19 protein-coding genes are annotated in these 19,281 nt (G+C 57.5%); 6 read left to right on the plus strand and 13 right to left on the minus strand.

Going from position 1 to position 19,281, the window contains the following annotated elements; all coding sequences use genetic code 11:
* The first annotated feature begins 1 nt into the window (after position 1).
* The 5 genes from EMQ_RS03285 (at position 2) to cysE (ending at position 4,893) form a co-directional block, all read left to right on the plus strand.
* The gene (locus tag EMQ_RS03285; protein ID WP_018308470.1) at positions 2-913 is read left to right on the plus strand and encodes a TauD/TfdA dioxygenase family protein; all 912 of its coding nucleotides are present in this window, start codon (positions 2-4) and stop codon (positions 911-913) included.
* Between the two features lie 44 nt (positions 914-957).
* On the plus strand, positions 958-2,121 hold the full coding sequence (locus tag EMQ_RS03290; protein WP_010667888.1) for an MFS transporter: 1,164 nt from the start codon (positions 958-960) through the stop codon (positions 2,119-2,121).
* A 217-nt stretch (positions 2,122-2,338) separates the two neighbouring features.
* Positions 2,339-2,485 carry a hypothetical protein gene (locus EMQ_RS03295; protein WP_155877637.1) on the plus strand — a complete coding sequence of 49 codons (147 nt, stop codon included), beginning with the start codon at positions 2,339-2,341 and terminating at the stop codon, positions 2,483-2,485.
* 121 nt (positions 2,486-2,606) lie between these two features.
* Positions 2,607-3,983 carry an MFS transporter gene (locus EMQ_RS03300; protein WP_010667890.1) on the plus strand — a complete coding sequence of 459 codons (1,377 nt, stop codon included), beginning with the start codon at positions 2,607-2,609 and terminating at the stop codon, positions 3,981-3,983.
* A 91-nt stretch (positions 3,984-4,074) separates the two neighbouring features.
* Positions 4,075-4,893, plus strand: coding sequence for a serine O-acetyltransferase (cysE, locus tag EMQ_RS03305; protein WP_010667891.1), 819 nt, complete (start codon positions 4,075-4,077; stop codon positions 4,891-4,893).
* A 10-nt stretch (positions 4,894-4,903) separates the two neighbouring features.
* On the opposite strand, the gene folP is transcribed toward cysE, so the two are convergent.
* The 13 genes from folP to ruvC form a co-directional block, all read right to left on the minus strand.
* Entirely contained in the window at positions 4,904-5,935 is a 1,032-nt protein-coding gene (folP, locus tag EMQ_RS03310; RefSeq protein ID WP_010667892.1) for a dihydropteroate synthase, read from the minus strand.
* A gap of 95 nt (positions 5,936-6,030) precedes the next feature.
* The gene (ftsH, locus tag EMQ_RS03315; protein WP_035350060.1) at positions 6,031-7,953 is read right to left on the minus strand and encodes an ATP-dependent zinc metalloprotease FtsH; all 1,923 of its coding nucleotides are present in this window, start codon (positions 7,951-7,953) and stop codon (positions 6,031-6,033) included.
* A gap of 134 nt (positions 7,954-8,087) precedes the next feature.
* On the minus strand, positions 8,088-9,389 hold the full coding sequence (gene tilS / locus EMQ_RS03320) for a tRNA lysidine(34) synthetase TilS (protein ID WP_018308466.1): 1,302 nt from the start codon (positions 9,387-9,389) through the stop codon (positions 8,088-8,090).
* 13 nt (positions 9,390-9,402) lie between these two features.
* On the minus strand, positions 9,403-10,251 hold the full coding sequence (locus tag EMQ_RS03325) for a tetratricopeptide repeat protein (protein WP_010666759.1): 849 nt from the start codon (positions 10,249-10,251) through the stop codon (positions 9,403-9,405).
* Positions 10,252-10,637: 386 nt separating this feature from the next.
* Positions 10,638-11,117 carry a peptidoglycan-associated lipoprotein Pal gene (gene pal / locus EMQ_RS03330; RefSeq protein WP_010666760.1) on the minus strand — a complete coding sequence of 160 codons (480 nt, stop codon included), beginning with the start codon at positions 11,115-11,117 and terminating at the stop codon, positions 10,638-10,640.
* 245 nt (positions 11,118-11,362) lie between these two features.
* Entirely contained in the window at positions 11,363-12,733 is a 1,371-nt protein-coding gene (gene tolB / locus EMQ_RS03335; RefSeq protein ID WP_010666761.1) for a Tol-Pal system protein TolB, read from the minus strand.
* 28 nt (positions 12,734-12,761) lie between these two features.
* On the minus strand, positions 12,762-13,808 hold the full coding sequence (locus EMQ_RS03340) for a hypothetical protein (RefSeq protein ID WP_010666762.1): 1,047 nt from the start codon (positions 13,806-13,808) through the stop codon (positions 12,762-12,764).
* 125 nt (positions 13,809-13,933) lie between these two features.
* A complete protein-coding gene (gene tolR / locus EMQ_RS03345; RefSeq protein ID WP_010666763.1) occupies positions 13,934-14,383 on the minus strand; it encodes a protein TolR in 450 nt (149 codons plus the stop codon).
* A gap of 3 nt (positions 14,384-14,386) precedes the next feature.
* Entirely contained in the window at positions 14,387-15,109 is a 723-nt protein-coding gene (gene tolQ, locus EMQ_RS03350) for a protein TolQ (protein WP_010666764.1), read from the minus strand.
* Between the two features lie 168 nt (positions 15,110-15,277).
* Positions 15,278-15,685, minus strand: a complete 408-nt coding sequence (gene ybgC / locus EMQ_RS03355; RefSeq protein ID WP_010666765.1) for a tol-pal system-associated acyl-CoA thioesterase — start codon at positions 15,683-15,685, stop codon at positions 15,278-15,280.
* Positions 15,682-16,746, minus strand: a complete 1,065-nt coding sequence (ruvB, locus tag EMQ_RS03360; RefSeq protein ID WP_010666766.1) for a Holliday junction branch migration DNA helicase RuvB — start codon at positions 16,744-16,746, stop codon at positions 15,682-15,684. Before ruvB ends, ybgC begins: the two co-directional genes overlap by 4 nt.
* Positions 16,743-17,360 carry a Holliday junction branch migration protein RuvA gene (ruvA, locus tag EMQ_RS03365; protein WP_010666767.1) on the minus strand — a complete coding sequence of 206 codons (618 nt, stop codon included), beginning with the start codon at positions 17,358-17,360 and terminating at the stop codon, positions 16,743-16,745. The genes ruvB and ruvA overlap by 4 nt, the downstream gene beginning before the upstream one ends.
* On the minus strand, positions 17,357-17,899 hold the full coding sequence (ruvC, locus tag EMQ_RS03370) for a crossover junction endodeoxyribonuclease RuvC (protein ID WP_026200241.1): 543 nt from the start codon (positions 17,897-17,899) through the stop codon (positions 17,357-17,359). The genes ruvA and ruvC overlap by 4 nt, the downstream gene beginning before the upstream one ends.
* A 210-nt stretch (positions 17,900-18,109) precedes the next feature.
* Between ruvC and EMQ_RS03375 the strand changes: the two genes are divergently transcribed.
* A complete protein-coding gene (locus EMQ_RS03375; RefSeq protein WP_018308464.1) occupies positions 18,110-19,234 on the plus strand; it encodes a glycosyltransferase family 2 protein in 1,125 nt (374 codons plus the stop codon).
* Positions 19,235-19,281 lie beyond the last annotated feature (47 nt).

A 19,281-nucleotide genomic window follows, 5' to 3' on the forward strand; every position in this document is an offset into this window, starting at 1 on the left:
CATGAATCAGAATACGATTTCTTCTCCTCGCCCCGTCACAATAACGGCTGACCTCAAGCTGCGACCGATCGCTGGACGCATCGGTGCAGAAGTGCAGGAAATTGCCCTTACCCCAGACCTGAGCCCAGCCACCATTCAGGCCCTCCGCGACGCATTGACGCACCACAAGGTTCTCTTTTTTCGGGACCAGCATCATGTCGATGCCGCAACACAGACAGCATTCGGCAGGAAATGGGGCGAACCTGTCGGGCACCCCACCGCGCCGGGGCAGACAGGCGATCATCTGCTGGAACTGAGCGCAGAGCATGGAGGAAAAGCCAATGTCTGGCATACTGACATGACTTTTCTGGAATCCTATCCTGCCGTCTCCATCCTGCGTGCCGTCAATGTGCCTCCCTGCGGTGGCGATACGGTCTGGGCCAACACAGCCGCTGCCTACGAACATCTTCCGGACCATCTGAAACAACTGGCCGACGGACTATGGGCTGTTCATTCCAACGATTATGACTACGCCGTCAATCAAACCCGCCCTGATCAAGCGATGGATGCCTATCATGCGACGTTCGCCTCCTCCGTTTTTGAAGCGGAACAACCACTGGTACGCCTGCATCCGATATCCGGAGAAAAATCTCTAATCCTCGGCGGATTTTTCAAGAAATTTTCCAACCTTTCCCTATCGGACTCCCGTCATCTGTTCGAGATATTCCAGACACATATCACACGTCTGGAAAATACCGTTCGCTGGCAATGGAAAAAAGGAGATGTGGCAATCTGGGACAACCAGAGCACACAACATTATGCACTGGACGATTACGGCAATTATCCGCGCGTAATGCAGCGCCTTACCCTGCGTGGCGAATCCAGTCTTTCCACTGATGGCCGGTATAGCCGTCAGCTTCTTCCCGCCAAGTGAATCAGATTGTGTCAGTAAACAGCAGCACGCATCCGGTTCCCAGCATGATACGGAAAGAGACTGTATCCATTCCCTTTTCAGTCGCGCTGGTCGTGGCTCTCGGAGCCATCACCGCAACGGCCCACCTTGGTAACAACTTCACTCCCTATCTGATCGGCGGACTGATCGACCTGTTCGGTTTTTCGCCACTTCAGATGGGCGTGTGGAGCATGGTGGAGCTTCTCGCCTACGCCGCAACGATGCTGTTCATCGCTCCCCATGTCGTCCGTCTCAGTCCTCGACGACTGGCGCTTGTAGCAGGAGTTCTGATTGGGGCAGCACAGTTTTCCTCATCTCTTCTGGACAGCTTTATCCCGCTTCTGGTCACGCGTATGGCATGTGGATTGGGTTTCGGGCTGGCGAATACCGCCCTGAATCTGACAGCGGCCCGCACGGACAGCCCCACGCGTGCGCTGTCCATAGGCCTGGCCGTCCAGACGATTGTCTACACTCTGATCAATCTCGCCTTACCCGTTGTTGGAACGCATCATGGCACGCCGGGCATGTTTACCATGCTCGCTATTCTGGCCGTGCTGTTCACCATTGCGGGCGGAAGTCTGCTACCTGATCGACCAGTCGCGCAACACCTTCAGGCACCGGTTCAATGGAATGAGTTGAAAAGCGATGGCCGGATTGTGCTGACAGCGATCTCCCTGTTCAGTTTCGGCAGTCTGGCGCTGTGGCCGTTCATCGAACGTGCTGCGCATGAAATCGGCATATCGGCAGTCACTTACGGTCGATATCAGAGCATTGCGACACTTGCCTGCGCGGTGAGCAACACCGTCTTCGGCATTCTTGCTCCGCGCATTCCACGCCGACGGAGCCTGCCTGTCGCACTGCTCATCTGTGGGCTGTCGTGCGCCGCACTCACGCTCATTTCCAACGAGGCAGGCTTTGCCATCGCCCTGATTGTGTTCAATGTCAGCTGGCTGATCGCCTATCCGCTCATACTCAGCGTCGCTTACCAGATCGATGCAGGTGGGCGTCTTGCCGTTCTGTGTTCATCAGCCTGGATTGTGAACATGGCGGCAGGTTCGCTTGTCACCGGCGCGATAGCAGAATGGCTGGGAAACTATGTGCTCGTTGGCCCGCTGGGACTGATCTCGTGCGTCGGAGCCTTTCTGCTCCTTCGCCCTCTTGTTCATTCCCGTGTCGGAAGCGGGGGATAAAGCAGAAGATGCTCACTGCCACTTATACCGAGCCCCGTTTGAGTGGCGGTCAAGGATCCAGAGAAGCCTGTCATTTCCTCTCATTCGGGGAAGATGAAGACCGACGACATCGGCTCAATGCCTCGCCCTGCCTTCCGAATACGCGCTGTCTCTCGCTTCCAAAGCGTTTCTGGTACATCCTTCATACGAATCGTAAACTCAAATCATGTCAGGGATCATGCACCGCGCTCTGCTTCTGGGCTTTTGTAGCCTTATCCTTTCCGGCTGTTCCTGGTTCGGGGGCTCCTCCAATCACCACCTCACTCAGCAGCAGCAGTGGGAAGCACTCGGCTACAAGGACGGCCTCAAGTCGGTGAAGCACTGACCCCTGCAATCTCCCCTGCCATTCCAGACAGGGGATCTTCACCCGCCTGTGACAGGTACCAAGCGCTTTCCAGACGTTGTCCTGTTCTGAGAATCCTTCCCATGAGGATAAGGTCAGCGGGATGACAGTTTCAGAGCCAATACATTCCCCGGCAACCGGCCTTTACGGTGCGGCGCGTCTCAAGGCGATGACTGCAGTCTGCCTCGCCGTTCTGCTGGCCCAGATCGACTATGCGATCGCCAATATCGCGCTTCCCGATATCGGGGCGGACCTGCACAGTTCCGCTTCCGACACGGTCTGGGTGGTGAACGCCTACCAGCTCGCCAGCCTGTCATCACTCCTGCCGCTGGCCGCCGCAGGAGCCTGGATCGGCTATGCACGCATGTGCATGATGGGGATCGCGCTTTTTATCGTCTCCTCGGTTGGATGCGCTCTTGCGCCCAGCCTGCCGGTGCTGACCATCGCCCGCGCCATACAGGGATTTGGTGCGGCCTCCATGCTCGGCGTCGTCTCCGCCCTGATCCGCTTCATCTACCCCGTTGAAGAACTCGGAAAAGGTGTCGCCGTTAACACACTGATCGTCGGTGTCGGTATGGCTCTCGGCCCGACCGTTGCGGGCATGATTCTGGCTGTCGCACACTGGCCGTGGCTTTTCTGGATCAATCTGCCGATCGGCGCGCTGACCTTCGTGCTTGCGGCAACTTCCCTGCCCACAACGCCTCGCCAGAAAGAAATGCCGGACCCTATTGGCGCCGTGCTCTGCATTATTGCCGTCACAGCACTCGGTCTCGGCGGGAACTCGGTCGCCCACTCCGACGGCGCGATGCTGGCCTGCGCCATGCTGGTTATTGGTGTGGCGGCCATGGGCAGCCTCATCCGCAAGGAAGCTGGAAGCCTTCAGCCCATTCTGCCCGTCGACCTCCTCCGAGGCCTCGGTTTCAGAATCGCCTTTATCGTCGGCATCATCAGTTATATCGGCTCGAACCTGTTCATGATCTCCATGCCGTTTACGCTCCACGATCATTACGGCTGGAGCGCAACCTCCACGGGGCTGCTGATGACGCCGTGGGCATTCGGGCTGATCGTTTCTGCCTCCGTCACGCGTCGCATCGCCGATAAAATCCCCGCTGGAATCCTTTCCTCAATCGGCCTGATCTGTGCCATGATCGGGTTTCTTGCCCTGCGTTTTCTGCCTGCTTCACCCACCGCTTTCGATGTCGCTTGGCGCATCGGCGTGGCCGGTTTCGGGTTTGGCGTCTTTCAGGTCCCCAACAACCGGGCCATGCTGCTGACTGCTGCAGCCGGGCGCGAAGGTGGAGCGAGCGGCATGGTGCAGGTCTCCCGTCAGAGTGGACAGACCTTCGGTGGCATTGGAACAGCGCTCATCCTGCGTCTTGTTCCCATAAGCGGCAGCCTTGTGTGTCTTGACGGAGCCGCCTTCTGTGCCGGCCTCGCAGCCCTACTGAGCGCCTCACGCATGATCAGCCGCCGGAAATGACCCTTCGTTGCGGTCTTCGGGGGCAGTCTATAAAATTCAAATTTTCTCAGACAGTTACCTTTCACCATCCAATCAACGGACCTCTCCATCAATGACATATTCTGACACCGCAGAGGCTCCCATCAACCTGAATAGCCTGTGGAAACAGATGGTTCAGGAATCCCAAGTCTGCTGCGATCCGCTTGTCATGGGGCTGCTTTCCACGGGCATCAAGAACCATTCCAGCTTCGCGACGGCCCTGGCAGCGCTCATCGGTCGCAAACTTGGCGACCATTATGTAAGCATCGAGCAACTGACCAGTCTGGTGCTGGAATGCTACGGTGACACGCCTGATACGATCGTTGCGGGAGCCGCTGATCTACAGGCCATCCGGGATCGTGACCCCGCATGCCCCGACTATGTGACGCCCTTCCTCTTCTTCAAGGGTTTCCACGCTGTCCAGTGCTACCGGGTGGCCCACTGGCTCTGGAACGGTAACCGACGCCATCTTGCACAGCATCTTCAGAGCCGGGCCTCCGAACTGTTCGCAGTCGACATTCATCCCGCCGCCAAGCTGGGCCGACGTATCCTGTTCGACCACGGAACCGGAATTGTGGTCGGCGAAACATCGATCATCGAAAACGATGTGTCTCTGCTTCAGGGCGTGACTCTGGGTGGCACAGGCAAGCACGCTGGCGATCGGCATCCGAGAATCCGCCGTGGTGTACTGATTGGAGCCGGAGCCAAGGTTCTGGGAGCGATTGAGGTTGGCGAAGGCGCCAAGGTGGGAGCCGGTTCCATCGTTCTGGAAGCCGTCCCTCCCTACACCACGGTCGTCGGCAACCCAGCACGGAAAGTGGGAACGCGTCTCAAGGAAATGCCGTCCCTGACCATGGACCAGACATTGCCGCCGATTGATTACATCATCTGATCCTTAGGGATCAGGCGGGAGAAAAAATTCCTTCCCATACCCGCATGGCCTGAGTCATTCCGGCGCAGTCATGCACCCGCAGGATCGTGTCGCCCAGCGCCAGCCCCGGCAATGACGAGGCGATGGTTCCCGGATCGCGGGAGACTGCCTCGCTCACACCTGCCAGTGCGCCGATCATTCGTTTGCGGGAGGTGCCAAGCAGAACGCGGCAACCGAGATTGGCGAACAGAGGCAGTCTCCGGATCAGTTCGGCGTTCTGTGCAGTCGTTTTTGCAAAGCCAATACCGGGGTCCACGACCATACGATCACGGGAAATGCCCGCTTTCTCCGCAGCGATGAGTCTGTCGCCAAGCTCCCTCACCACATCAATCGCCACATCCCGGTAGTTCGTGAGACTTCCCATCGTCTCGGGAGTCCCACGCATATGCATCAGCGCTACGGGACACGAGCGACTTGCCAGAAGAGACAGAGCATCCGGATCATGTGCTAGAGCCGTCACATCATTGATCAGGCAGGCACCCGCATCCAGAGCAGCCTCCATGGTTCGTGCGTTGCGGGTATCTACAGAAATACAGGTGCCCCGCGCGGACATTTCACGCAGTAGCGGCTCAAGCCTTACCCACTCTTCTTCGACCGATACGGGCACTGAGCCGGGACGCGTGCTTTCTGCACCGATATCCAGAATGCGTGCACCGTCATGGATCAGTTTTTCAGCATGAGCGACGGCAATGGCAGGATCCACATAGCGGCCACCATCGCTGAAACTGTCCGGCGTGACATTGAGTATACCCATCACAACCGGCCCCGATGGGAGGCCTGCGTCGGAAGGTCGCATCGTAATGCGCTCCAGTTCCGGCAGCCATCCGTCAGGAATACGCTCGACTGGCATTGGGTCTGAGACCCAGTCTCCCTCAATGATCCTTACAAGCGTGAAGGCTGTTCTGCCGCCAGCCAGAGGAAGAGCAACTCCGGCTCTGACCGCAGCATCCGCAGTCGGTCCATGCACAAGACCAACAGGCTCGATAAGACGCACGGTATCCATCGGTCACTCCGTCTGATTGAAGCAGGCCTCTGTATAAATCAGACACAAAAAAAGGCGAGGACCGAAGCCCTCGCCTTTGATGGAAGCAACCAGAATTAGCCGGGCTGCGGGGATGCATCTCCCAGAGAAGGCGGTGCCGTCGGTTTACCGATCACCGGCGGCACCGAAGAGCGCCGGTTTTCCGGCATGGCATCATCGACCACCACGCGTTCAATCGGCTCGCCGCGCAGGATCTGACGGATCTCCTCACCACTCAATGTTTCATATTCAAGCAGCGCTTCCGCCAGACGGTGCAGCTCATCAATGTGCTCGATCAGCAGTGTCCGGGCACGGTCATAAGCGGAATCGATCAGTCTCTTGACCTCGCCATCAATGTCACGTGCCGTCTCTTCCGAGATGTTCTTGTTCTGCGTCACGGAGTGACCGAGGAACACTTCCTGACCATTATCGCCGTAAGCGATCATGCCCATCTTCTCGCTCATACCCCATTCGGTCACCATCCGGCGCGCCTGATCGGTCGCCATCTTGATGTCACCGGATGCGCCACTCGTCACATTGTCCGGGCCAAAGATGATTTCCTCAGCAGCACGACCACCCATGGCGAGATCAAGCTCGGCCACACATTTCGCACGGCTCTTGGAGTAGCGATCCCCTTCCGGCAGGCTCATCACCATACCCAGAGCGCGTCCACGCGGAATAATGGTCGCCTTGTGAACGGGGTCCGTGCCGTGCGTCAGGATAGAGACAAGCGCATGCCCCCCTTCATGATAGGCCGTCATCTTCTTCTCGTCGTCACTCATTACCAGTGAGCGACGCTCGGTGCCCATGAGCACCTTGTCCTTGGCGTTCTCGAACTCCAGCATCGCAACGGTCCGCTTGCCCTGACGTGCGGCCAGAAGTGCGGCTTCGTTGACCAGATTGGCCAGATCGGCACCGGAGAAGCCCGGTGTTCCACGTGCAATCACCTTCGGATCAACGTCAGAAGCCAGCGGCACCTTGCGCATATGCACGCGCAGGATCTGCTCACGACCGTTCACATCCGGGTTCGGCACCACGACCTGACGGTCGAAGCGGCCCGGACGCAGCAGCGCAGGGTCAAGCACGTCAGGACGGTTGGTCGCAGCGATGAGGATCACGCCCTCATTGCTCTCGAAGCCATCCATCTCGACCAGCATCTGGTTGAGCGTCTGCTCACGCTCGTCGTTACCACCGCCAAGACCGGCACCACGGTGACGACCGACGGCGTCGATTTCGTCGATGAAGATAATGCAGGGAGCAGCCTTCTTGCCCTGCTCGAACATGTCGCGGACACGGGATGCACCCACACCCACGAACATTTCCACAAAGTCGGAACCGGAAATGGTGAAGAACGGAACGTTGGCTTCGCCTGCAATCGCACGCGCTAGCAGCGTCTTACCCGTGCCCGGGGGACCGACAAGCAGCACACCCTTCGGGATCTTGCCACCAAGACGGGTGAACTTCTGGGGGTCTTTCAGAAATTCGACGATTTCCTCCAACTCACCCTTGGCTTCCTCAATGCCAGCGACATCAGCAAAGGTCACGCGCCCCTGTTTTTCCGTCAGCATCTTCGCACGGGACTTGCCGAAACCCATGGCACGACCACCGCCCGACTGCATCTGGCGCATCATGAACAGCCAGACCGCACCCACCAGAAGGAACGGGAACCAGTTCAGCACGATCCGCAGGAACGGATTGCCTTCTGCCTCAAGCGGTTTGGCGACCACTTCCACGCCCTTGCCCGTCAGACGGGAGACAAGGCCGGTATCCTGAGGCGCATAGGTCTCGAAGGAGGTACCGTTGGTCAGCGTGCCGGAAATATTGTGTTCCTGAATGATGACCGAGCGCACCTCACCCTTGTCGACATCACCAATGAAGTCGGAATAGGCGATCTGCTGCGCGGCATGCTGCGCCCCGGTGGGCTGGAACATGTTGAACAGGAACAACAGCAGAACAATGATGCAGACCCAGAGGGCCAAGTTACGTCCAAAATTATTGATCACGACATCCGTTCCATACTGTTCCTATACGCGTCCGTTCCTGTGGCGCTGGTCTCATGAGACCGGTTTCACGCGACGAATGCAATCCTGTTCATGCTGACATTGGGTCTTCGCACCCTGCATGAAAGTGGCGCTCAGGTTAAATATGCGTTCATCCAGCGGAAAGTTGCCGTCACAGGCGACGGCGGGGCAAAATCAAACGACACTTCTGCAAGCAGTTTCTGATCACCCACCCCCAGATGCGGCACGCACAGACGTTGCCCCTCTTTCCAGAGCGCAGGCAGCGTCGCAGTCAGCACAGCAGGCAGACCTGCCCGGTCTTTGCGGGGCAATCCCGATCCTGCGGCCCCCATCATGAGACCGGAAGGCATGTTCTCCCCTGAATATCTGAGGACGAACCGCCTGTCCCAGCACTGATTTTCACCAGCCGGAACAAGAGATTGCATGGCTGCCATTTCCCGTATGAGCAACCACTGCTCCCGGCGGTCCTCGCCAGCCTTTCCTCTCAGCAACCTTACACCACCAAGAGTGCCGGGTATTTTTTTTTCACGCAGTTTTTCCACCGCATCCAGAGAGGGAAGATAATCACTCCCTCCAATACAGCGAATCAACGCAGCCAGAGCATCCACGGATGGCAGTGTTTCTCCAAGCGCAACCCATCCCCCTGACATCAGGCACTGAGTCTCAACCAGATCATGGGTGATCGCCCTCTCCTGACGGACGCGTTCATCGGCAGCCATTTCAGCCTGCCGTAACAATGCCTGTTTCTCCGTCGGTGAGAGTTGTTTCCTCACCCTCACCCGTTCGGCTCGTTCATTTTCATTCGAAGGGTCATCACACCAGCCAAGCCCTGCCTGACGAAGCGTATTGCGGAGGGTCTCGCGAGAATAACCAAGCAGAGGGCGGATAATCCGGACATCCGCACGCTCGGACACCCATGCCATCCCCGACAGGCCTGTACCGCTGCCTCGCCTCTGCCGCATCCCAACGGTTTCCACCTGATCGTCAGCTTGATGAGCAACGAGCAGATCAACCGCCCCAACCCGGCGACAGGCTTCAATCAGCACTTCATAGCGGGCATCACGCGCACGTTTGGCCAGAGCCGGCCCATAAGGAAGATCCCTGACCCTGAGCAGTTCAGCGGGGATACCCAGTTCGGAGAGGGTTTTCAGCGCGCTTGCGGCTTCCTGCGCAAATTCGGGACGCAACCCGTGATCGACCACAAAGGCGATCAGCCGTTTTCTCCAGGATGCCGCAAGCCATGCCAGCGCGATGGAATCACCGCCACCGGAAACAGCCAGAGCAACCGGAGGCGCAGCAGGATCGTCGGGAAGCCAAGGCCCCAGTCTGCGCATGATGGTCTGGAAATCGTTTCGCGAAACAGTCGTCTGACCGGAGAACAGGGAAGAATTGCACTCTTCCCACTGACCGGCCATCACACATTGACTCTCAGGAACATTCACCCTGCTTTGAGAATAAAACCATCGATTTCGTTACGTTTTCGGAAGGATTGGGAAACTCGGACTTCAGTCTTGTCAGAGCCTGACAGGCCATCTTCTTGTTCCCAAGACCTATGAGCGCAGAACTGACACCGAGCAGCGCATAGGGCGCCTTTGGTCCTTTGGGAGAAAGTTTATAAGCATCGTAATAAGCAACAGCGGACTCGCGAAATTGCTTTTGTCCGGCCAGAGACTGTCCCAGCAGATACTGACCGTCTATTTTTACAGCACCTTTTCCATGTGTGATTGCTGACTGAGCACTCTCCTGCGCCGCACTGTAATCATGCTTGAGAAGAGCCGCTTTTCCCGCCTTGAGAGCAGCCTCCGGTGTCTGGGCTGCTTCCGTCGAAGCCGTTGCCGCATGCGAAGCGCCCGTCTCTTCCTTCTTGCTGGTCGAGGATGTAGCTGCTGTAGTCGCAGCCGCAGCGCCGCCACCATTCTGGGCAGCAAACTGCATATCGCTCATCTGCTTGGAAAGAGAAGCACTCTGTTCCTTGACCTGGTTGGTCAGTTCTTCAAGCTGCCCACGCATGTCACGCTGCTGGGACTCAAGCGTATTCACCCGATCGAGAAGCTGGGCGACAAGGTCACCGTTCGCTCCTCCAGACTGGCTGCCCACAGCCACAGGGGCAGGCAAAGAGCCCGATGATGATGCCCCACTGCTCTGAACCTGAGACAGTTGCTGACGCAACTCCATGATCTGGTCCTGAAGCGCGATGCCTTCCCGGCTGGAAACCTGCGCGTGCGCCACGACCGGCCCAAAAGACAGGAACACGGTGGATACCATCAGGCACGTCATCCGGAAGGGATTCCGGAACGGGTAAGAAAATCCTGTCATGACAAGTCTTGTGCGGCTGAAGAGCCGTCTCCCTCTGGCGTTGTCCCTGCCCTTCCGGCTTCTGCATATTCGTTACCAAAACACAGACAGCCAGAGGCTGGTAAAACATCTGTCAGTGCAAACGACAGACGATCATCTATCTGCTTATTTTAACATGATTCCTTATCCGACTAGCAAGCAACGAGGAACCACATGAAGCAACCCGTCATACTCGACTGCATCTTCCTTGAAGCAAAACACCTTCGCCAGAAAAGGAATTTCAAAGCACACCAAAAAAAAGACCGGACAGATGCGTAAGCACCTGCCCGGTCTTTCAAACGTCACAATAAAACTGTTCCAGACAGAAATTACTGAACGGACGTGATCGCGTTACGGTTCTGCGCCCAGACATCTTCACCTTCGCCGGTCGCTGTCGGACGATCCTTACCATAGGAAATCGTCGTCATGCGTGAGCTGGCGGAACCCTTCGCAACGAGATAGTCGCGAGCGGCATTCGCACGACGCTGACCCAGCGCAAGGTTGTATTCCTCAGTGCCACGGTCATCGCAGTTGCCGGCAATCTGCACGGAAACCTGCGGATACTTCGCAAGCCAGTCAGCCTGCTTGTCGAGGGTAGCCTTGGCGTCGCCGGAAAGGCCGCTCTGGTTCAGCTCGAAGAAAACGCGGTCGCCCACATTTGCAACGAGATCAGCTTCGCTTCCCGGCACCGGGCCGCTCGGCTGTACAGCAGCGCCTGAACCGGTGTTGGCACCGGTGTTGGTGTGATCATTAGAGCAGCCAGCAAGAAGAGCCGCTACACCGAGCGCACCAAGAAGTTTCAGTCTCATTTGTTTGATCCTGGGATCAGTTCCCTAAACGGAACATAAGGGGATGGGATGGATAGAAACGGACCAGTTTTACTTCTCCGGCAACAGAAAATCTGCTCCCACTGCAGAAGCAATTTCCTACCGGAGGTTGCCACTCGGTAAGCCACATTGCTGAAGACACGTCAAGCATCTTCAGCATATGCCTTACTATTTTGCATATCCACCCTGCATGAAAGACACTCTCAAAAGCGTGAATACTTGCAGTGTCAGACGTTCAGCGGAGACCATGTCGGACCTGAACCACCTTCCGGCGTCGGGATGGCCAGTTCATGGAAGCCAGTAATATCAATCGTATGGATAGCCGCCCCACCGCTGGCCCCGCTGCGGGAGAAGGCCAGAACGCGACCATTCGGGCAGAAGCTGGGTGATTCCACCGTATAGCCCTGCGTCATGATACGCTCGCCGGTTCCATCGGGATTCATGATACCCAACGAGAACTGTCCGCCTGAAATGCGGGTAAAACCGATCAGATCGCCCCGTGGAGACCAGACGGAATCTCCATAATTGCCACTACCAAACGAGAGTCGGCGTGCGGCACCACCACTCGCACTCATGATGTAGAGCGCAGGTGAACCGCCCTTGTCAGAGTTGAATACAATCTGGGAACCGTCAGGGCTGAAGCTCGGGCTCACATTAATAGCCCCACCCGAAGAGGTAATCTGCCGCTTGGCGCCGGACGCAATATTGACCGAATACAGGTCAGAACCGCTTCCTTTCGCCACAGGAACAATCAGGGAGTTACCATCAGGCGAATAGTGCGGGCCAAGCGGAACGCCGTTGAAGTCACCGATGATGCGCTGATGGCCGCTGGCGAGATCAAACACATAAATCCGCGGCACGGTCGAGGCATAGGAAAGAAAAGCAATCTGGTCGCGCACCGGGCTGAATGCCGGCAGCTTGGTCTGCGTGCTGCTCAGGATGCGGCAGTTCGCGCCATCCTGATCCATGACAGCCAGCCGCATACGGGGCTGATGCACGGAACCAGAACGGGAGATAAAGCCAATCCGGGTGTCGAAATATCCCTTCTCACCAAGCATCCGCTGATAGATCACGTCGCCCATGATGTGAGCGATCCGACGCCAGTTGGCCGCATTGGTGGTGTAAGCCGTTCCCTGAATCTGCTGACCTGCGAGAACGTCCCACAGCCGGAACTCAACGCGAATGCTACCGCTTCCCGAGAAGCCGCCTGTGACGGCCGCATGAGCACCCATCGCCTTGTAAGGCGCGAAATCGGGCGTACCAGACATGGCGGAGCCGGGAAGAACCTTGAACAGACCCGTGTTGGAAAGGTCGTTTGTCACAACCTGCGTGATCTGCTCACCAACACCCGGACCAAAGGAAGGAATCACGATGGGGATAGGAGCCGTACGAGCCTGATCCACCGTGATTTCTGCCGCCGGAGCATCAGCCGCAGCCCAAGCTGACAAAGGTGTCGCCGTCAGTCCTCCGACCAGTCCGGCCCCCGCCGCCAGACCACCACCCAGAAGGGAGCGACGGCGCATGCCGTTCGGACCAAACGCCTCCGCAAGAGCTTCGGCCTCATGATCCGGGAGATAGCGGTTGGAAATCGAAACCATGGTCATGTGTCCTCTCTAATCCTGCGGCTTACGGCCGGAAGACGAATTTCAGAGTCTGGGTCTTGCCCAGCAGGTTCTTCGGAATAGGCAGTTTTGAACAGGTCGGACTGAGCACTGCCGCCCGTGCCCGTTCGGCAAGGGCGCGGTAAGACGAATCGCTGTTCATCTTCGCCAGCGTTTCAGGCGCAAAAGTGACAATGCGCGCCTCGCCACTCGCATCGACCGTCACGACGAGATGCGCAACGAACGTCGCATAGTCCTTGGCAGCGGTATCTTCCGTGTAGCAACGACGGACTTCTCCGCCGATGGCACGCTGATCGCCCGCGCTCATCTTGCCCGTGATATCCCCGTTGGGCGAACCACCACCATCGGGTGAACCACCCTGACGCGGATTGGCCTGCCCTTTGGGGGCATGCGTCTGCTTGGAGTCAGCGCGGAAGGAATCCAGCGTCTCCAGCAGGGAGTGCGTGTCAGCCTCGGTTTTCTTGGCCGGGTTGGGCTGCGTGATGTGCGAGGGCAGCACCATATCCGGCAGCTTGTCCGTGGGCTGAGACATCGGCGACGGCGGCGCGACGGCAGATGATGTCACAGCTGGCGCCTGCAGGGACGGCGGAGCCGCGACCTTGGAAGGCGTCGGTTTTGCCGGAGGCGTCGGCGGCGTCTTTTCAGCGTCCGGCGACGGCTCCTCCACCTTTGGTGGAATTGGCGTATCCGGCAACGGCGGCGCTTCGGTCGGCGGCGGTGGCGGCACAGGCGGCGGAGGTGGTGGCGGAGGCGGCGTCTCTTCCGGCGGTAACGGCTTTGGAGGAGTCGGCGTCTGCGGCGCGTCTACCTTTTCGGGAGCCGGAGCTGGCGCGGGCTTGGAAGAAGGCGTGGCGGATTTGGCCGGAGGGCCGGAATCGCTGCTGGCACCTTCAAACTGCACTTCTACCGGTGGGGGTTCCTTGGGTTCCTCAGGCGGCTTCTGCTCTGGAAGAGCCAGCAGCAAGGCAGCGAGGATCAGGAAATGCAGCGAGCCCGAGACAATCGTCGAGCGCCGCATCAGAATGGTTTCGGAACGGCGGGGCCGAACCATGGAGAGTCAGACTCCTGACGTCATGCCGCAGTGCAGCAGATCGTGGAGAACCACTGAGGTCCACGACCACCGCACCGGGGCGCATGAAGGGAAAAGGGAACGTTCTGAACCATGAGTGACAGATCTCACTGACCAGCCGCAGCAGCGGGCTGCTGAGCCAGCAGGGCAACATGCGTGAAGCCGCCAGCTGTAATCTGGCCCATCACCTGCATAACCTTGCCGTAGTCAATATGGGCATCGCCACGCACGAAAATACGGTGCTCCTGATCATTCTGCGCTGCGGCCTTGAGCTGATTCACCAGTTCGTCCGCAGAAACAGGATTGTCACCAAGATAGATCGAGCCGTCAGCCTTGATGGAGACGGTAATCGGCTTGGTGTCCGTATTGACCGGTTTCGCATCGGTTTTCGGCAGATCCACGTTGACGCCGCTGGTCATCATCGGAGACGTGACCATGAAGATGATCAGCAGCACCAGCATGACGTCGACAAGCGGCGTGACGTTGATGTCCGACATCGGACGACCCCGACGGCGTGAGCCGCGACGACCGCCCCCTCCTCCGACCGACACGCCCATGACTTACGCCCTTTCCTCGGACTGACGGGACAGGATGGCTGCGAATTCCGTGCCGAAGCCTTCCAGACGGTCCTGAAACTGCATCAGGGAATTGTTGATCACGTTGTAGCCAATCACAGCCGGAATGGCGGTGATAAGACCAATCGCAGTTGCAAACAGAGCCTCGGAAATACCAGGCGCGACGACACTCAGGTTAGTGTTGTGCATGGCGGCAATCGAGCTGAACGAATGCATGATGCCCCAGACCGTGCCGAACAGACCGATAAACGGTGCGATTGGACCGATGGTTGCGAGGAAAATCATCCAGCGCTCAAGGCGATCCATCTCACGCGTAATGGTGATGTTCATCGCCCTGTCGACGCGTTCCTGCACGCCGCCATGAACAAGGTCCACGCCCGGAATGCGGGAAGACCGACGCCACTCGCCCATTGCCGCGCCAAAAATGGCGGCCATCGGGTGAGACGGCTTGGCGCCCTCATTTTCATACAGATCGTCCAGGCTGCCGCCGGACCAGAACTTGTCCTCGAATGCCGTGGCCTGCCGTTCGACACGACGCATGGTCACAATCTTGTCGAAAATGATGGCCCAGACCCAGATGCTGCAACCGACAAGGCCGAGCATGACCAGTTTGACGACCAACGACGCCTGCACAAACAGGCCCCACAGCGACAAATTCCCGCCCGCAGCTGCGGCGAGATTTGTTGCGTCTACCGCTGCTTGATCCAAAAAACGCCTCCTGTCCTGATACGGACCTGCTTTTTCCTGCCGCGCAACCGGCTTCCGGCAAAAGCCGAAGAAGACAGTGCATATCCGACTCGTAAAACATTCGAATCGTCAGGCGATCCTTACTGGCTTCCTGCGGAAAGCAGAAGAGACCTTCCTATTATTCGTGTTTCATTCTTCAAGTCTGGCAAGGAGAGCACGCCACGAAGGCGGAAATCGGGCAGGACGTCCATCTTCCGCACGAATACAGGCCAGACGTATGTCCGTATGGACGCAAAGTTCATCGTCCTTGAGGAAATCCTGCACCAGATGGCAGGTTGCCGCCGCCTGCGCCCTCAGTCTGGTCCGAACGGTAAAAACATCGTCAAGACGCAGTGGCCGACGGTAATCCAGAGTCGCATTGCGAACGACAAACAGCAGACCATAGTCGTTCAGCAGATCCATCGCCGACATGCCTTCCGAACGAATGGCCTCCGTGCGCGCTCTCTCTGCAAACGCCAGATAGCGCGCATGATAGACGACACCGCCCGCATCGGTATCTTCGTAATAGATTCGGAAGTCGATGTTATGAATGGTCATGCTTCGCCTTCTTCGGTCGTGTCATCTTCGGCAAGAAGATCGAATTGCGCCATCTGCGCCGATGCTGGCGGAGTCAGTCCGAGATGTCGCCATCCCCGCTCGCCCAGCACGCGCCCCCGACTTGTACGGAGCACAAGACCTTCCTGAATGAGGTAAGGCTCAATCACATCTTCCAGCGTGTCACGGGCTTCCGCCAAAGCAGCAGCCAGCGTCTCCACGCCCACAGGACCGCCATTATGGTATTCAGCGATACGTCGCAAATACCGCCGATCCATACCATCAAGGCCAAGGCCGTCCACTTCAAGCCGGGTCAGCGCCGCATCAGCCAGTTCCGCCCCGACCGGCTCATCACTGGTATTGCCGACAGAGGCAAAATCCCTGACCCGACGCAGGAGGCGTCCGGCGATACGCGGTGTGCCACGGGACCGACGGGCAACCTCCATCGCTCCGGCTTCCGTCAGCGCAAAGCCGAGCTTGCGTGCGCCTCGCGACACGATCAGTTGCAACTCGTCTGGAGTATAGAACACCAGCCGTAACGGAATACCGAAACGGTCCCGCAGAGGTGTGGCCAGCAGCCCAGCACGGGTTGTTGCCGCCACCAGCGTAAATGGCGCGAGATCAATTCTTACCGACCGAGCCGCAGGCCCCTCTCCGATGATCAGATCAAGCTGGAAATCTTCCATCGCCGGATAGAGGATTTCCTCGATGGCGGGTTGCAGGCGATGGATCTCGTCAATGAACAGAACATCACGCGGCTGAAGATTGGTCAGAATCGCAGCCAGATCCCCTGCCCTCTGGATCACCGGCCCGGACGTAGCGCGGAATCCGACGCCCAGTTCACGCGAGACAATCTGCGCGAGCGTCGTCTTTCCCAGTCCCGGCGGCCCATGCAGCAGGACATGATCGAGCGCCTCCCCACGATTGCGTGCGGCCTCGATAAAAATAGCGAGATTTTCCCGGCTGGATTTCTGTCCTGTGAAATCGGCAAGGGTTTGCGGGCGAAGGCCTCCTTCACCAAGATCCTCTTCGGTGCGCTCAGGGTCGACTGTGCGGTCGTTCATTTCGCCAGTTCTTTCAGAGCATCACGGATAACGCCATCAAGTGTCGCTTCCGCCTCTTTTTCCGCAATCAGACGCGACACGATAGGCCAGGCTTCAGCGCGACGGAAACCCAGTCCAGCGAGTGCCAGCAAGGCGTCTGCTTCAATGGTTCCACCGACATTTCCCTGCGCGATGATAGCCGCTGTTGCTGTTCCGCCCCCACCACCCGGCATTTTCCCGGCTTTGTCGCGCAACTCGGTCAGCAGACGATCCGCAAGACGTCCACCTACGCCGGGCGCACGTGTCAGGCTGGCTTTGTCGGCGCTGGCGATGGCGGAAATCAGCTCTGATGGAGACAGCGTGGAGAGAAGCCCAAGCGCGACCTTGGCTCCGACCCCCTGAATGGCGGTGAGCGTGCGAAACCATTCGCGCTCCGCTGTGGTTGCGAAACCATAGAGGAGAATGGCGTCTTCCCGAACAATGGTCTCCACCAGCACTTTTGCAAGCTCGGGCGGGTTCGGAAGCGCCGAAATCGTTCGTGTGGAGGCGAAGACAAGATATCCCACCCCGTTCACATCAATCACACAACGATCGGCTTCCACATGGGACAGCAGGCCAGCCAGCGACGCGATCATCGGCGGGCACCCGCGCCACGGGCCACAGCGCTCCGGCTTCCGGCTTCCACACGTAATGTACTGGCGCGATGATGGGCGTGGCAGATGGCGACAGCCAGCGCATCGGACGCGTCATTGCGGGAGATGGAAGCTGTGGGCAACAGACGACGCACCATCATTTCAACCTGTTCCTTGGTAGCGGCCCCTGTTCCAACCACGGAGCGTTTGACGGACATCGCACCGTATTCAGCGACAGTCAGACCTTCCAACGCAGGTGCCAGAAGCGCAACCCCACGGGCATATCCCAGCTTCAGGGTCGAAGAGCCGTTCCGGTTGACATAGGTTTCCTCGACAGCGGCTTCATTGGGTTTATGAGTCTGAAGCAATGCTGTCAGCGCGTCATAAAGAGCGCACAATCGAGCAGGCACAGGTTCACTGCTATCGGTTGCAATCACACCATCCGCGACGTGAATGAGACGATTGCCGTCAACGTCGATCACGCCCCAGCCAGTGAAGCGCAGTCCGGGATCAATGCCGATAAGGCGGGCTCGTGAAGTCATGTTTGTTCTCTTAGCGTTCTTGTTCTGCGCACGCCAGAGCGTCCCCCCATAAGCAGAGGAAATGGATCCATCTGTCATACTGAGTATTGGTTACTCGCAGCTTCACTCCCTCTTCCTGGAAAGATAGCTTTAATAATTTCCGTGATAAGCCGGGGCGACTCTTCGGAACCGGCAAAGGAAGACATGACGATGGCACGAGTAAGATGTCTCATGATGCAAAGAGATGAGACTCTCCTTCTTGAAGCCTGGTTCCGATATTACGGATATCTTTTCGGCTTTGAGAATCTGTGTGTTTTTGACAATAATTCCACTGATCCGACCGTTATTGAAACCCTGAAGACCTATGAGCGCGCCGGTGCGGACATCCACTGGGGGCATAACCGCCCGGAGGATTTCCTCGGTCGCAATGAACATTTCAAAAACGTCATTCGTCACTGGGATTCAGGCGGGCATTACGATTTTGTCCTGCCTGTCGACTGTGACGAATTTCTTTCCGTTTTCACGGAAGACGGACTGAGCTGTTCCAGGAAATCCATCCACTCGGCTTTCGATGCACTCATTGGGGATAAGCGTACATTCGAGATCAGGTCCATGCTGTTCAATGTGCCCACAAGACCTGGGTATTTTCGTCCCGAACAGCACGTCCGCACTTTTCTGGCGGCCGGTACGCTCGACAATATGGATTTTGGCTTACAGGGCTGTTCTTCCAGAATTTCACCAGATCGGCGAATTACGGATTTCACTTTTATCCATATGCACAACAAGCCATTTGACAGCTTTCTGCAGCACACGCGCTACAAGCTGGAAAAAGCCGTTCCCCTCGACAACCCCAAGATTCTGGCGGGTGATCACGGACCGGAAGCCCGACTGATCCGGTATTTGGGTATGAAAGAAGAAGACTATCTGCAGCAGTTCGATAATGGCGTATTTCTGCGGTTTCAGGGGTTGGCCGATCTCATGCCCGCTCTGGGAATCACCGACCGTTATCTGACCGAGGGACCAGCCCAAAAATCAGATATGACAGATGGCATTGATTTTATCGATGTGAGCAAAGGCAAAGTCACAAAGACGATCTCCTTTAATCCCACAGCCTATCTCCGGCTCAATGCTGATGTGAGAGCAGCCAGAATCACGCCTTTACGCCATTATATTTCACATGGCCGAGAGGAAGGGCGTCTCTTTACAGAAGCCGTTTCCGAAGACACGCTCCTGAAGACCGCACTTCCGAACAACGCAGATATCCCAATCCTGACTCCGAAGAAGCCGAAGCCAACAAAGAAAACTTCTCCCAAGGGTCAGGCAAGGCAGCCACGCAGAAAACCAGCCACTTCCTAGAGGCTGGGGTTATTCATTGCGCAAGCTGCCTTCCTTAGGGCATCGCG

The sequence above is a fragment of the Acetobacter aceti NBRC 14818 genome (genome assembly GCF_000193495.2).
In the GTDB taxonomy this organism is placed as follows: domain Bacteria; phylum Pseudomonadota; class Alphaproteobacteria; order Acetobacterales; family Acetobacteraceae; genus Acetobacter; species Acetobacter aceti.